Origin of the sequence: Methylobacterium sp. J-077, assembly GCF_022829365.1 — a bacterium.
Lineage (GTDB): Bacteria > Pseudomonadota > Alphaproteobacteria > Rhizobiales > Beijerinckiaceae > Methylobacterium.
Window position 1 is genome coordinate 1 of record NZ_JAKSYJ010000219.1, and the last position, 13,031, is coordinate 13,031.

Consider the following 13,031-nt stretch of genomic DNA (forward strand, 5'->3'; position numbering starts at 1 on the left):
GCCGGCTCGCTCCCCCGAACTCAACCCCGTGGAGAACCTCTGGCAGTTCATGCGCGACAACTGGCTCGGCAACCGCGTCTTCAAATCCTACGCCGACATCCTCGACCACTGCTGCCACGCCTGGAACACCCTCATCGACCGACCTTGGCGCATCATCTCCATCGGACTGCGCGCCTGGGCTCATGGGTTCTGATCAATGAGGATCGATATAACACCTGAGTTGCAGGCTCGATTTCAGGATCGGGGCCTCACCGCTGAACGCTGCTCCAATGGTTTCAAGGTCAAGCGGTAGCGGCAGCTAACCACCGAGGCCGTGTGAGAACGCGGATCATCCAGGTTTTTGGGTGAACGCGCGGAGTAGCGTCGCAGAGCGAGGTAGCGGGCCTCAGGCTCGGATCGCTGCCATCAGCGGACCGACCCCGAAGATCTGGATCATTCGCTTCATGTTGTAGGCTAGAACCTGCAAGCTCATCTCGGTCCTGACCTTCGCCAAGGTTCGGGTCAGGAAGTGGGTGGCTCCCATCCAGGCCTTCAGGGTGCCGAACGGGTGCTCCACGGTCTGGCGACGGATCTTCATCGCGTCCGGCATCCGGTCGAGCCGCGCCTGCATCGCATCGAGCACGTCCTCGTGCACCCAGCGTTTGACCCGCCGCGTCTCTGCGGGCGTGCAGCGGGGCTTGAGCGCACAATTGAGACAGGCCGTCAGATTGCGATAGTGGTCCATCTCCTCGCCCTCGGCCCGGCGGTCGGACCGGGTCGTCCCCTTGGTCAGGTGCTGGCCGGCGGGACAGGTGTAGTGTTCCTGCTCGGCGTCGTAGACGAAGTCCTGTCCCGTGAAGAGGCCGCGCTTGGCGTGGCCCGAGGTCAGGGTCTTGGGCACGCACGGCAGCACGCCGGTGCCTTCACAGGCCAGCACCTGTTCCCCGTTGAGGTAGCCCCGGTCGGCCAGCACCGTGAGCGTGGCGCATCCCGTCGCGGCCTGCGCCAGGAGGCCCATCGGTGCGAGCTGCGCCCGGTCGCTGCCGACGTTGGTCACCGCATGGGGGGGCTCTGGGATACGACTGCAAGTCCGAACACGAGGGCGGTCACGACGGCCTGCTCGGCCGGCGCCCTGTCGCACCGCGACCCATCCCTACGGTCATCCCGCGTCTCTCGGAGCCGGAACCGTCCGTCGTGACCATCGAACTGACGTTCTCTCAGGCGCCCCGACCGCGGTTGGAGACCAGCCGCAGGCCAGGGCCGACCTGCGCTGCCAGTGCCGTGGCGACCTTGCGTTCGAGCTCGCCGTCCCGGAACGGCTTCAGGACGACTGAGTCTGAGCCGCTTGCCCCGGCCTCAGTCAGGGCCGTGGTGTCCGCGAATCCGGTAACGAACAGCACCGGCATTCCAGGCCAGCGCTTGCGGATCTCGATGGCGGCCTCGGCCCCGTTCATGCCCGGCATGGCGAAGTCGAGGATGACGAGGTCGACGCACGGGTCCGCCTCCAGGGCGGCCAGGGCCTGAAGCCCGGAGGCTGCCTCGCGCACGTCGTGCCCGGCCTCGGAGAGCCGGATCACGGTGACCTCCCGGACCTCCGCGTCGTCGTCAACGACCAGCAGCGTCGGACGGCTTCCCGGCGGATGCGTCAGGGCGCAGTCGACGGGCTTGGCCTTCTCAGCCGCCGCAGCGGCGTCGCCGACGACCCGGGGCAGGTAGACCTTGATCGAGGTGCCCTCGCCAAGCACCGTGTCGATGCGGATGCCGCCGCCGGACTGTTTGACGAACCCGAAGACCTGCGCGAGGCCGAGGCCCGAGCCCTTGCCGACCTCCTTGGTGGTGAAGAACGGCTCGAACACCCGGGCGAGCACGTCCGGCCGCATGCCCGACCCGGTGTCGCTTACCGCCACCATGACGTACTCGCCGGGCTGGGGCTGCTCGGGCCGGCTCGGGGCGCCGGTGACGGTGACGTTGGCCGTCTCGATGGTCAGCCGCCCGCCCACAGCCATCGCGTCCCGGGCATTGATGGCGAGGTTGAGGATGACGAGCTCGATCTGGGTCGCGTCGATCAGCGCCGGCCACAGGTCTGCCTGCAGCGTCGTCTCGATCTGGACCGCGCCGCCGATCGAGCTCTGCAGCAGGTCGCGCATCGAGGAGACCGTGTCGTTCAGGCCCACGGGCGTCGGTTCGAGCCGCTGTCGGCGGGAGAACGCGAGCAACTGTGCGGTGAGGCGGGCGCCGCGGTCGGCCGCCCCCCTCATCATCGCGAGGCGGCGTTTCGAGCGGTCGTCGGCGACGGCACGTTCCAGGAATTCGATGTTGCCCGCGATGACGGTGAGCAGGTTGTTGAAGTCGTGCGCCACGCCGCTGGTGAGTTGTCCGACAGCCTCCAGGCGCTGGTTCAGCCGCAGCGCCTCCTCGGCCCGTTCCCGCTCGCCGATCTGGCGAGTGAGTTCAGCATTGGTTTCGGCAAGTTCACGCGTCCGCTCGGCGATTCGCGTCTCCAGCGTCTCGTTCAGCGCCTGCAGGGCAGCCTCGACCGCCCGCTTCTCAGCCCGGCCGCGTGCCTCCGCCAGCGCCCGGACGATGGTGCGGGTCATCCGGTCGAGCCGTTGCTTGGTGACGTAGTCGGTGGCGCCGTTCTTGAGTGCCTCGACGGCGACGTCCTCCCCGAGTGTGCCCGAGCAGAAGATGAACGGGATGTCCGGGCACTGCTCCCGGGCGATGCCGAGCGCGCTGACGCCGTCGAAGGTCGGCAGCACGTAGTCGGCAAGGATGACGTCGTGGAGGCCGGGTTGGGCAGCGGCGGCGAAGGCGTCGCGCGTCATTACCCGCTCAATCACCACCGGGTGGTCGAGCTTCTCCAGTTCCGCCTCGATAAGTTCCGCGTCGAGATCGCTGTCCTCCAGGTGGAGGATACGCAGCGGGCCGGCGGCGGCCCCGATTATCCGTTCGATGGCCAGCCTCCCTTGTGGGGCGGCGGCTCGTTCAGGAGGGCCCAGAACACGCCGATGTCCTTGATCGCCGCGAAGAACTCCTCGAACCCGACCGGTTTCACCACGAACGCGTTCACCCCGAGGTCGTAGGAGCGGACCACGTCAGTCTCCTCTCGCGAGGAGGTCAGCATCACCACCGGGATGCCGCGAGTGGCCGGGTCGCCCTTTATCTTGGCAAGCACCTCCAGGCCGTCGACCTTGGGCAGCTTCAGGTCGAGCAGCACCACCGCCGGGTCCTGGACCTGACGTCCCTCGTACGGGCCGCGCCGGTAAACGAAGTCGAGGGCCTCCGCGCCGTCACGGCAGATCACGATCTCATTGGCGAGGTTGCTCGATTCCAGCGCGGCGAGCGTCAACTCGATGTCGTTCGGGTTGTCCTCGACGAGGAGGAACGGCTTCAGTCCGGCCATGTCAGTGCGCCTCCTCCCGGAGCGGTAGCGTGAAGTAGAAGGTGGCACCGTTGCCCAGCTCGCCCTCGGCCCAGGTCCGGCCGCCGTGACGTTCGACGATGCGCCGGACGTTGGCCAGCCCGATGCCCGTGCCCTCGAACTCCTCGACCCGGTGCAGGCGCTGGAACACGCCGAACAGCTTGTCGACGTAGGCCATGTCGAAACCGGCGCCGTTGTCGCGCACGAAAAACACCGCCTCGCCGTCCTTCGGGGGAAGCCTTCCCATTGCGATTACGGCTTCGGGCTTGCCGCGGGTGTACTTCACCGCGTTCGAGAGCAGGTTCTCAATCACAAGCCGCAGCATGACCGGGTCGGCGAAGGCGCGCCCGAGCGGCTCGATCTCCCAGCGCACCGTCCGGTCCGCCGGGACGTCGCGCAGGACCTTGCGCCGGACCTCCTCGACTAGGGCGTTCATGTCGCCCGAGATCTTGTTCAAGGCGTTGCGGCCCATCTGCGAGAACGCGAGCAGGTTGTCGACCAGGGTCCCGGCCGAGAAGGCCGCCTCGATAATGGTGTCGACGTAGTGCCGGCCCTTGTCGGTGAGGTTGGCGCCCTCGCGGGTCTTGAGCAGGTTGGAGTACCCGACGATGTGTCGGAACGGAGCGCGCAGATCGTGGCTCACCGAGTACGAGAACGCCTCAAGCTCCTTGTTCGAGCGTTGCAGCTCCTCACTCATCGCCGCGAGTTCCTCGGCCCGGCGCAGCACGATACCGAGCACCGAGGAACGCAGGTCCTTGGCCGCCTCGACCTCGGCAGCGGACCAAGGCAGGGAGCGGCCCTGGACGGTCTCCTTCCAGATCTCGAAGGATTTCCGCGGGTGGAGGCGGTCTGGACCGCCCTTGGGGTCGGGCAACGCCGGCTTCACCGGGTTACCGCCCCACTTTACGGTGCGCACCACCTCCGGCCTGAACCAGAGGATATAGCTCGCGTACTTCTTCGAGACCGAGATCGCCAGGAGGCCACTCGCCCTGTCCGTAAGGGTGGCGGCCTCGGGGATGGTTTCCGAGAGGGCCTCGGACACGAAGACCTCGTCCGTCTCGCAGCGCGCCGACAGCCACGCGTACAGGGCGCGCACCTCGGCCTCGCCCGGCGTCGCACCGAGGAGCCGGCACCGGTCGGCGGTGACTACGGCGGCCCCGGCGGCGTTCACCAGGGCCAGGACGTCGTCGGGGTGCTTGAGCAGGCCGTCGACGAAGCTATCCTCCTCGGCCATGAAACCGAGCAGGCGCGCCTGGATCGCACCAAGCGCCAGGCGCTGCTCGGCCTGGGCACCGCGCTCGCGCGCCGAGAGCTGCAGGGCGAAGATCTGGGCGACCACGTCGCAGGCGTTGCGGGCGTGGAGCGGGACGCGCTTGGGCTCGGCGTTGTGGCAGGAGATCAGGCCCCAGAGCGCGCCGTCGACAAGGATCGACACTGACATCGACGCCATCGTGCCCATGTTGCGCATGTACTCGACGTGGACCGGCGAGACCGAGCGCAGCACCGATTGGCTGAGGTCGAGCGCCTTGCCGGCCGGCGTGGTCGCGGGCCAGATCGGGATGGGGACGTAGCCGGCGTCCGGGATGATGCGCAGGCGGTTGCGGCGGTAGAGCTCGCGCGCCTGGGCGGGGATGTCCGAGGCCGGGAAGCGCAGGTCGAGGTAGGACGGCAGCACGCCGTTGCCGTCCTCGGCGAGCACGGTGCCGTGCCAGTCCCGGTTGAACCGGTAGACCAGCGCCCGGTCGAGGCCGGTGACCTGGCGTATGTCCTCGGCGACGAGTTGGCAGAGATCCTCGACGGTGCGGGCGGTCTGCAGGCGCTCCACGAAGGTGCGCAGACGCGGCGTGAGCACGTCCAGGCCGACGCCCATCGTGGAGGGGTCGATCTCCTCAAGCTCCAGCACCACGAGGTCGTCGACCCGGTGCGCCGCGACCTCGTAGGTCAGCCGGGCCGCGTCGGCGGTCAGGGTCACCGTGCAGAGGTAGGAGGCCCCGGCCAGCGGACCGGCCTCGTCGAGATGGCGGCGGACGATGGCGGCGAGATGGGGGAATGCCACGTCCAGGGTGGCGCCGACCACTGCGGGGGCGGGTGCGTTGGCACTCGCCTGGACGATCATCAGGGTCCGGGCTTCGAGGGCGAGGAGGAACCCGTGCGGCTGGACGCTGCCGACGACGTGGATCGGCTCCCGGTCGCAAGAGGTTAGGTCGAGGTTCGGGGCCGCGTCGCTACCTTGGTGCAAGCCGGGGGTCTCCATCGGTCCGGGCCGGCCAAGGGTCATGACGTGGAATAGCAGCGCTCGGCCATCGCGAGAATAGTGAGAATGCACCGGTATCGGCGTGACCCACTAATGCAAGGTGGTCCGAAGGACGGGAGCCGCAATACCCTCGTGCGCAAACGTCCCCGCGGCATGCACGCATGCCCGTTGCCTCGTGTAGACCTGCCTCCACCTTCATCGAATGGCGGGGAATGGGTACTGGATCGGGCCTCGTCGCTTGACCGAGATGGCCACTCGTCCCGCCCACCAGACTGTGGCAGGGCGGTTCGGCGGGCAACCATGTCGGGCCGAGGGGACTTGAGCGAGCATGAGCCAGGAACCCCGGGACGGTACGCACCACGCCCTCGTCGTCGACGACGACGCCCTGATCCTGATGGAGGCGACCGACATCCTGGAGGATGCCGGCTTCGAGGTTCTGGAGGCGATGAACGTCGCCCAGGCGCTCCAGGTGCTCGACAAGAACCACGACCGCGTCCAGTTGCTCTTCACCGACGTGCACATGCCCGGGGACGCGGACGGCTTCGCGCTGGCGCGGCAGGTGTCCGAGCGCTGGCCGCACATTGCGGTCGTGGTCGCATCCGGCCAGGCCGAGCCGGGCCCGGGCGACCTGCCGGACGGGGCGACCTTCATCGCCAAGCCGTTCAGCGCGGAGATCGTCCGACACCACGTACGCAGGACGCTGCCCGACGAGAAGCACCCCCAGCCCTTGAGGAGCGGGAACGGCGCTCGAAGCTGAGCGTATCGACACGGACGGCGAGGGTCACGGACCCGAACAACATCGAGCGAGCAGCAACCGGGAAGAACGATACGGTACCGAGCGTCCCGGACGGTCCGCACCTGCGAACCATCGCCATGCCGCGCGACACGAATGCGGCAGGATTGCGCGATGTGCTTCGAATGACGCCGGCCGGGCGCCCTATTCCGCAGCCGGCCTGCGACGCCGCCGTTTCGATGCCGCCTTGCGCAGGATGCGCGACAGGGCCTCGACCGAGTACGGCTTCTGCAGGAGCTCGAAGCCGTGGTCGCTCTCCTGCGCGAGGACGTGGCTGTAGCCGCTGGTGAGAACCACCGGCAGGCTGGGATGGAGACGAGCGATCTCGCGTGCGAGCTCGACCCCGTTCATGCCAGGCATGATCACGTCCGAGAATACCACGTCGTAGGTGTCGGGCTTAACGGCCAGGGCCGCCAGGGCCTCGTCGGCGTTCTCGACCCAGTGCGTGCCGTAGCCGAGTTCCTGGAGGGTCTGGGTCGAGAAGGTGCCGACGTCGCGGTTGTCCTCGACCACCAGGACGCAGGTGCCACGACCGTTGACGATGGCGACCTCGTCCGCGGCCTGCTCGACCCGTACGGTGCCTGCGGCGACGCGCGGGAGGTAGAGCGCGAAGGTGGTGCCGCGTCCGACCTCGCTCTCGACCAAGACTTCGCCGCCCGATTGCTTGGCGAAGCCGAACACCTGGCTGAGACCAAGGCCGGTGCCCTGCCCAACGCCCTTGGTCGTGAAGAACGGCTCGAAGATCCGGTCGACCTGATCGGCCGCGATGCCGGAACCAGTGTCGGTCAGCGCGATCCTGACGAATTCCCCGACCTGTGCGGGATGCGAGCGCAACGCGGGCACGACCTCCACGGCGTCGACCGCGATGTCGAGCCGGCCCTCGCCGTCCATCGCGTCACGGGCGTTGACCGCCATGTTCACCAGGGCGGTGTCGAACTGGCTCGGGTCGGCGCTGACGTGCCATGGCTCGTCGCCGACGTTGATCGACACCGCGATCCGGGCGCCGGTGAGGGTGCCGACCATCTCGCCGATGGCCCTCACGCTCCGGCCGACGTCGAACACCTCCGGCCGTAACGCCTGGCGCCGAGCGAAGGCCAGGAGCTGGCCCGTGAGCTTGGCGGCCCGGTCGACCGTGTCGGAGATCGCGCCGATGTACCGGCCCCGCCGTTCCGCGGAGAGGTCGGGGCGCTTGAGCAGGTCGGTCGACGACTTGATCACGGTCAGCAGGTTGTTGAAGTCGTGCGCGACGCCCCCGGTCAACTGCCCGACGGCCTCCAGCTTCTGCGACTGCCGCAGGGCCTCCTCGGCCTGGAGCAGGCTGGCGGCGCGCTCCTTCTCCCGGGTGACGTCGCGGGAGACGCAGTACAGCATCCCCTCGACCGGGACGGCCGTCCAGGACAGCGTGCGGTAGCCGCCGTCCCGCGCCCGGAAGCGGTTCTCGAACGCGAGCGTCAGGCCGCCGGCGGCGAGCCGGGCGACCTCGGCGCGCGTCCTCTCCCGGTCGTCGGGGTGTTCGAGCCACTCGGACGTCTTCCCGATGATCTCGTGCCGCTCCCACCCCAGGATCGAATGCCAGGCCGGGTTGATGCTGACCCAGACACCGTTCGCGTCGGCGACGCCGAGCATGTCCTGGCTCACCTGCCAGATCCGGTCGCGCTCCTTGGTGCGCTCGGCGACCTGGGCTGCCAGGGTCTCGTTCAACGCCCGCAGAGCGCCCTGCGCGCGCACGCGCTCGACGGCGTCCCAGATCCGCGCCGCGACCTCCTCGACCAGCGAGACCTCGTCCGCCGTCCAGGCCCGCGGCTCGCGCTGGTTCACGTAGACGACCGAGCGCAAGCGTCCCTCGTGGACCTGGGGGACGGCGACGATGGCGGCGATGCCGAAGCCGCCCATCCCCAGGCCGGCGGTATCCGGATCGGCCTCGACGTCGGCATAGACCGACGTGTGGCCTGCCTTGAGGTTGGCGATGTTGCCGGGTCCGAACGCGTCGAGCGGGTAGGTGTCGGCCAGCGTCGTGACGCCGTCGACGTATTCGGTGCCGAGGGTGACGGACAGGCCGTCTTCCCCGACGAAGCCGTAGCCGACCCGGCTGGCACCGAGGTGGCGCCCGAGTGCATCCACCGCCGCCTGCATCCGGCCACGCGGACCGCCCTGTTCGCGCAACGTGTCGGTCAGGTCGAGCAGGAAGCGCTGGCGCTTCTCGGCGGCGTGCCGTTCGGCGACGCGCCGCTCTAATTCCGCGTTCATCTCCCGGAGGCGACGCTCGTCCTGCCGGCGGTCGGTGACGTCGGAGACCGTGAGCACGGCACCCATGAGCTCGCCGCCGCCGAACATGGGCGCGTTCGTGCAGATCACCTCAATGGGCGTTCCGTCACGGCGGAAGAAGGTACCGTCGCGCCGGCGAAGGGTCTCGCCCTTCCGGATGGCGTGCACGAAGGCGCATTCGGAAGCGGGGAACGGGCTTCCGTCGGGATGGTGGTGGTGGGCGGCCTCGTGGAGGTCCTGCCCGAGCAGGCTTCCGTCCTCCCAACCCAGCAGGGCGTGTGCGGCCACGTTGGCGAAAGTGACGATTCCGTCGAGGTCGAGCTGGAACACCGCCTCGCTGACGTGGTCCGTCACGGTCCGCAGCAGGTCGGTCTGCCGCTGCAGCGCCTCCGCCGCCAAACGCTGGCTGGTCCTGTCCCGAAGGATCTTGAGGTAGCCGACGTGGCCGCCGTCGTCGGCGTGCAGCGGCATCATCTCGCCGAGCGCGAAGAACTGCGAGCCGTCCTTGCGCACGTGCCAGCGCTCGTCGTTGCCCCGACCTTCCTGGCGTGCGCTCCTCATCTCGCGCTCTGGGACGCCCGCTCCGGCGTCCTCCCCGGTGAAAAATACCCGGGCGGGCTTGCCGCACATCTCGGCCTCGGACCAGCCGAGGATTGCCTCGGCCCCGGCGCTCCAGCCGGTGACGAGACCGTCGAGGTCCATGGTCACCATGGCGTAGTCGATGGCGCTGTCGAGGATCTGGCGATGCCGGGTGTCCCGCTCCCGGGCGCTTCGAAGGGCGTCGTCCCGGGCGGCCATCGACCGCCGCAACTCCATCTGCGCCATGACTTGGCGTGAGAGGGCTTCGAGGGCTTCCCCTTGCTCCGGCGTCAGTCCCTCGGGCCGGGGCTCCCGGTCGATCACGCACAGCGTTCCGAGCGCGACGCCCTCGGGCGTCTCCAGCCGGGCGCCGGCATAGAACCGGAGGTGGGGCTCCCCGGTGACCAGTGCGTTGTCCCGGGTGCGCGGGTCGACGGTCAGGTCCGGGATCACCAGCAGTCCCTGTCGCGCCAGGGCGTGCGCGCAGACCGATTGCGACAGCGGGGTCTGGCAGTGGTCGAACCCGACGCGGGCCTTGAACCACTGCCGGTCGGCGGCCACCAGGCTGACCAGCGCCACCGGCGTCGCGCAGATCCGGGAGGCGAGCAGGACGATGTCGTCGAAGCCCCGCTCGGCCGACGTGTCGAGGATGCCGTAGCCGTCGAGGGCCGCGAGCCGGCCCGGATCGCGGGCGGCGCCCTCAGGCGCGGTCATGGGCAACCTCGGCGTTCGCCGCCCCGCGCGGGACCGTCGACGCCTCCCGCTCGATCAACAGACGGAGCGCCGTCCTGACGACCTCGCTGATCGAGGTGTACTCGCCCCTGGCGACCTGGGCCTCGACGTACGCGATCAGCGGTTCGGTCAGGGCGATGTGTCGGGAATACTTGGCGGCCATCCAGAGCCCGTAGCATCTCCCGGAATGGGTGTCGCAGTCGCGACACTCATTCCGGGTAGACGCGTCGCCGCAGCTCGGGATGGCGGACGTCCTCGACTGCCAGGTCGGCACCGTGAAGAGCCGCTTGAGCCGGGCGCGCAAGCGTCTCGCCGCGACCTTGGGCCTGTTGATCTCAGCTCCAATGTTGTGATCTGAAGCTCAAAATTCTGGCCCCAAATTACCTGAAGTTGAGCGAGGCCGTATTATTTTTAATGCGGCCTCGCTTACGTTTCCGAACTGGTTTGGCCACCTACCTCTTAATTACGTTCCATTCAAACCATCGATGTTCTGGAAGGGACTCCCGTTTTTTCCGGCAGGGCACGGGAAACGGCTCGGGAAATCGCCGATTTTCATGCCGACCGAGGGCCAGTTGAATCCCAATTTAAGATACGACCGCGTCGCCGCCCCGCGCCGGCCTGGGCGTGCTGGAGCCTGTGCGGTCGGGCGGCATTGACGATGTCTACGACGGCCCAGCGTCAAGGCATGTCGCCGGTCAGGAGGAGGTGTCGAACGTCGTCGCCGACTTGGTTGACGGCGCCGATCCGCTCGATAAGTTGGGCCGGCCGACTTCCGCGCAGGCCGGCCAGCGTCAGCCGCCCGTCGCGGACGTAGGTATACGTGCCGCTGACCGCGAAGGCCGAGGTATAGGCGACATGCTCGGCCAGTCCCGAACTCGCGATCCCGTAAGCGTCGGACGTATAGAAGGTCCGCCGCTTCAGGGGCGAGGCAAACGCGATCTCCATGACCGCCACCAGACGCCGCTCATCGGGCACCGCGTGATTCACGTTCGGGGCAGGCGGGGCCGGCTCAGCGTTGTCGTAGGGCTCGGGTAGGTGAAGCCGTACCTTCAGGACGACGGGCTCGGCTGCCAGCGAACGTGCCAGCGCGGTTATGCGCTCGCCGAACGCCGACGCGTCACGGTGCGCGGCGCCGAGGTGGACCTCGATCCTGTCGAGGCCGTCGTCGCCGTTTGGTGACGACTCCTCCACCCGGTCTAACAGGGTTGTAGAGCCACGCGGCAACGCATAGGCCACCGTGGCGGCGAACATGTTCTGCTCATCGGCGAACAAGATAGGGCAGGCCTCGTCGAAGGCTGCTTGGTCCTCTGCGCTTCGGAACCCGATCTCGACGCCCCCATCCAGCTCGTAGTCCGGGAACGGCCGAATGCCCCCGACCACCGGCCACAGGTGTGCGTCCTGCTCTCGGTCGAAATGCCTCTGGACGTACCACCCGAGCCCGGGAATACGCGCGCACAGGGGGCCGTGCACGTCGCGCCAGTAGGTCGCGAATAACTCGTGCGGCACGCGGGGACGTCTCAGCACGGTGGTGTAGGTGTTGATCGCGATGGCCGCATCGCGTTCGGAATGGTCGATGGGCGCGGTGGGATTGGTCATGTTCGATCCTCGAAAGGGGGGTTGAGGTATCATGAGCCCGCGAAGCGCCCTCGTCTCGGCCGTGGCCCGGGCCGCGTTTTTGCCGGGATGGTTCGGAAGTCGTCCCGGACGGTGTCGCGGATCGCATTGGGATGCCCGGCCAAGTCGAGGGGACGTTGGGACAGCGCCACGAGTTCGGAGGAGACAAGAGAGACCGCTACCTTGCCGAAGTAGTTTCTGTGGAGCAGGGGCACTTGCAAGAGGAAGCTGTCGCCGAGAAGATGGGTCTTCGCCTGCCCCGCCAGTGTGGTCAGCGTCGCGGATTTCCCGCCGACCAGTTCGTGGGCAGCCTCGGCGGGGCGCGACAAGGCGGAGATGACCTTTTTGGCCGGTTCCGCTCGGCCTGTGGCGACGGCCAACAGCTTGAGCTGCCGCAGGAACTCCTTAGAGCTGTTCCCGCCTATGTAGCGACGGCCAAGTCATTTTCGTAACCGGCAGCTGTGAGGCAGTTGCGGCACTCGTCTGAGGTAAGCCGGTGAAGGCTTCGCGGATGGTTGCCCAGAGGTCGGGCACGGTGCGGGCGGCAGCAGTCCTGAGCATCTGCTTCAGCTTGGCGAAGATCTGCTCGATGGGATTGAAGTCGGGACTGTAGGGCGGAAGGTAGAGGACCCGGGCACCCACCGCCTCGATCGCCTCGCGCACGCCAGCGACCTTGTGGGCCTGCAGGTTGTCGAGGATCACGGTGTCGCCGGCTTGCAGCACCGGGACGAGGTTGTCGGCGACGTAACTGCGGAAGCGCTGGCCGTTCGTGGCGCCATCCATGAGGCTGAGGGCGCACAGGCCGGTGGTGCGCAGCGCCGCGGTGACGGTCGTGGTCTTGTAATGCCCCTGCGGCACGAGCAGCCGGCAGCGCTCGCCGCGGGGGGCGCGTCCGTCGCGGCGGGCCATGTTGGTGGCGGCCGCGGTCTCGTCGAGGAAGACCAGCGTGTCGGGGTCGAGATTGGGCATGGCATCGAACCAGGCTTGGCGCTCGGCTTTCACATCCGCGCGCTCCTGCTCAGCCGCGTAGACAGCCCCTTTTTACGGCTGATGCCGTGGCGGGCGAAGAAGCGCGACAGCCCGCTCGTGCTGGTCGTCACGCCCCGCGCGGCCAGGACATCGCGCAACTCGCGCAGAAAGATCTCGGGCCGGGCCTCGTAGGTGGACAGGATCAGATCGGCCTGCGCTTCGATGCCCGAGAGGCGGTCGCCGCTGTGCGTGGGGTTGGGCGCGACGTGACCTTCCTGCGCGAACCGGGCCGACCATCGGCTTGCACTCGACACGCTCACATCAAACCGGGCCGCCGCTCGATGGAAAGACGCGCCCTCGGTCACGGCCGCTACAACGCGCTCGCGCAGATCGACTGATAAAGGTGATGGCATTGCCGGCTCCTT

General features: G+C 68.1%; 9 protein-coding genes and 3 pseudogenes. 3 read left to right on the forward strand and 9 right to left on the reverse strand.

Translation table 11 applies throughout. From position 1 onward, the window contains the following. Positions 1 to 193 (forward strand): annotated as a pseudogene (locus MKL11_RS27280) (IS630 family transposase); the annotation flags it as partial. A 192-nt stretch (positions 194 to 385) separates the two neighbouring features. Here MKL11_RS27280 and MKL11_RS27285 read toward each other — a convergent pair. The 4 genes and pseudogenes from MKL11_RS27285 to MKL11_RS27300 all read right to left on the reverse strand — a co-directional run. Continuing rightward, a pseudogene (locus tag MKL11_RS27285) lies at positions 386 to 1,042 on the reverse strand (transposase); the annotation flags it as partial. Positions 1,043 to 1,196: 154 nt separating this feature from the next. After that, positions 1,197 to 2,924: a response regulator gene (locus MKL11_RS27290; protein ID WP_243949207.1), complete on the reverse strand. Its 1,728-nt coding sequence runs from the start codon at positions 2,922 to 2,924 to the stop codon at positions 1,197 to 1,199. Continuing rightward, positions 2,921 to 3,382 (reverse strand): response regulator, encoded by a 462-nt coding sequence (locus MKL11_RS27295; RefSeq protein ID WP_243949185.1) that lies wholly within the window; start codon positions 3,380 to 3,382, stop codon positions 2,921 to 2,923. Before MKL11_RS27295 ends, MKL11_RS27290 begins: the two co-directional genes overlap by 4 nt. Position 3,383: 1 nt before the next feature. Next, on the reverse strand, positions 3,384 to 5,639 hold the full coding sequence (locus MKL11_RS27300) for an ATP-binding protein (RefSeq protein WP_243949187.1): 2,256 nt from the start codon (positions 5,637 to 5,639) through the stop codon (positions 3,384 to 3,386). A 343-nt stretch (positions 5,640 to 5,982) separates the two neighbouring features. On the opposite strand from MKL11_RS27300, the gene MKL11_RS27305 reads away from it, so the two are divergent. Beyond that, positions 5,983 to 6,411 carry a response regulator gene (locus MKL11_RS27305; protein ID WP_243949195.1) on the forward strand — a complete coding sequence of 143 codons (429 nt, stop codon included), beginning with the start codon at positions 5,983 to 5,985 and terminating at the stop codon, positions 6,409 to 6,411. Positions 6,412 to 6,591: 180 nt separating this feature from the next. On the opposite strand, the gene MKL11_RS27310 is transcribed toward MKL11_RS27305, so the two are convergent. Beyond that, entirely contained in the window at positions 6,592 to 10,005 is a 3,414-nt protein-coding gene (locus MKL11_RS27310) for a PAS domain S-box protein (RefSeq protein WP_243949197.1), read from the reverse strand. Then, positions 9,992 to 10,186, reverse strand: coding sequence for a type II toxin-antitoxin system ParD family antitoxin (locus MKL11_RS27315; RefSeq protein WP_243949200.1), 195 nt, complete (start codon positions 10,184 to 10,186; stop codon positions 9,992 to 9,994). Before MKL11_RS27315 ends, MKL11_RS27310 begins: the two co-directional genes overlap by 14 nt. A gap of 79 nt (positions 10,187 to 10,265) precedes the next feature. On the opposite strand from MKL11_RS27315, the gene MKL11_RS27320 reads away from it, so the two are divergent. Next, entirely contained in the window at positions 10,266 to 10,376 is a 111-nt protein-coding gene (locus MKL11_RS27320) for a sigma factor-like helix-turn-helix DNA-binding protein (RefSeq protein ID WP_243949202.1), read from the forward strand. 325 nt (positions 10,377 to 10,701) lie between these two features. Here the strand turns inward: MKL11_RS27320 and MKL11_RS27325 are convergent, their stop codons facing one another. From MKL11_RS27325 to MKL11_RS27335, 3 genes and pseudogenes are all read right to left on the reverse strand, one after another. Further along, positions 10,702 to 11,619 (reverse strand): EthD domain-containing protein, encoded by a 918-nt coding sequence (locus tag MKL11_RS27325; RefSeq protein ID WP_243949204.1) that lies wholly within the window; start codon positions 11,617 to 11,619, stop codon positions 10,702 to 10,704. Between the two features lie 29 nt (positions 11,620 to 11,648). Further along, on the reverse strand, positions 11,649 to 12,017 hold the full coding sequence (locus MKL11_RS27330) for a hypothetical protein (protein WP_243949205.1): 369 nt from the start codon (positions 12,015 to 12,017) through the stop codon (positions 11,649 to 11,651). A gap of 41 nt (positions 12,018 to 12,058) precedes the next feature. Next, positions 12,059 to 13,019, reverse strand: a pseudogene (locus MKL11_RS27335) (IS630 family transposase). Positions 13,020 to 13,031 lie beyond the last annotated feature (12 nt).

Excerpts from the sequence above, each read along its gene's own strand:
- MKL11_RS27295 (WP_243949185.1), bottom strand. The coding sequence starts at position 3,382 with ATGGCCGGACTGAAGCCGTTCCTCCTCGTCGAGGACAACCCGAACGAC.
- MKL11_RS27305 (WP_243949195.1), top strand. The coding sequence starts at position 5,983 with ATGAGCCAGGAACCCCGGGACGGTACGCACCACGCCCTCGTCGTCGAC.
- MKL11_RS27310 (WP_243949197.1), bottom strand. The coding sequence starts at position 10,005 with ATGACCGCGCCTGAGGGCGCCGCCCGCGATCCGGGCCGGCTCGCGGCC.
- MKL11_RS27315 (WP_243949200.1), bottom strand. The coding sequence starts at position 10,186 with ATGGCCGCCAAGTATTCCCGACACATCGCCCTGACCGAACCGCTGATC.
- MKL11_RS27320 (WP_243949202.1), top strand. The coding sequence starts at position 10,266 with ATGGCGGACGTCCTCGACTGCCAGGTCGGCACCGTGAAGAGCCGCTTG.
- MKL11_RS27325 (WP_243949204.1), bottom strand. The coding sequence starts at position 11,619 with ATGACCAATCCCACCGCGCCCATCGACCATTCCGAACGCGATGCGGCC.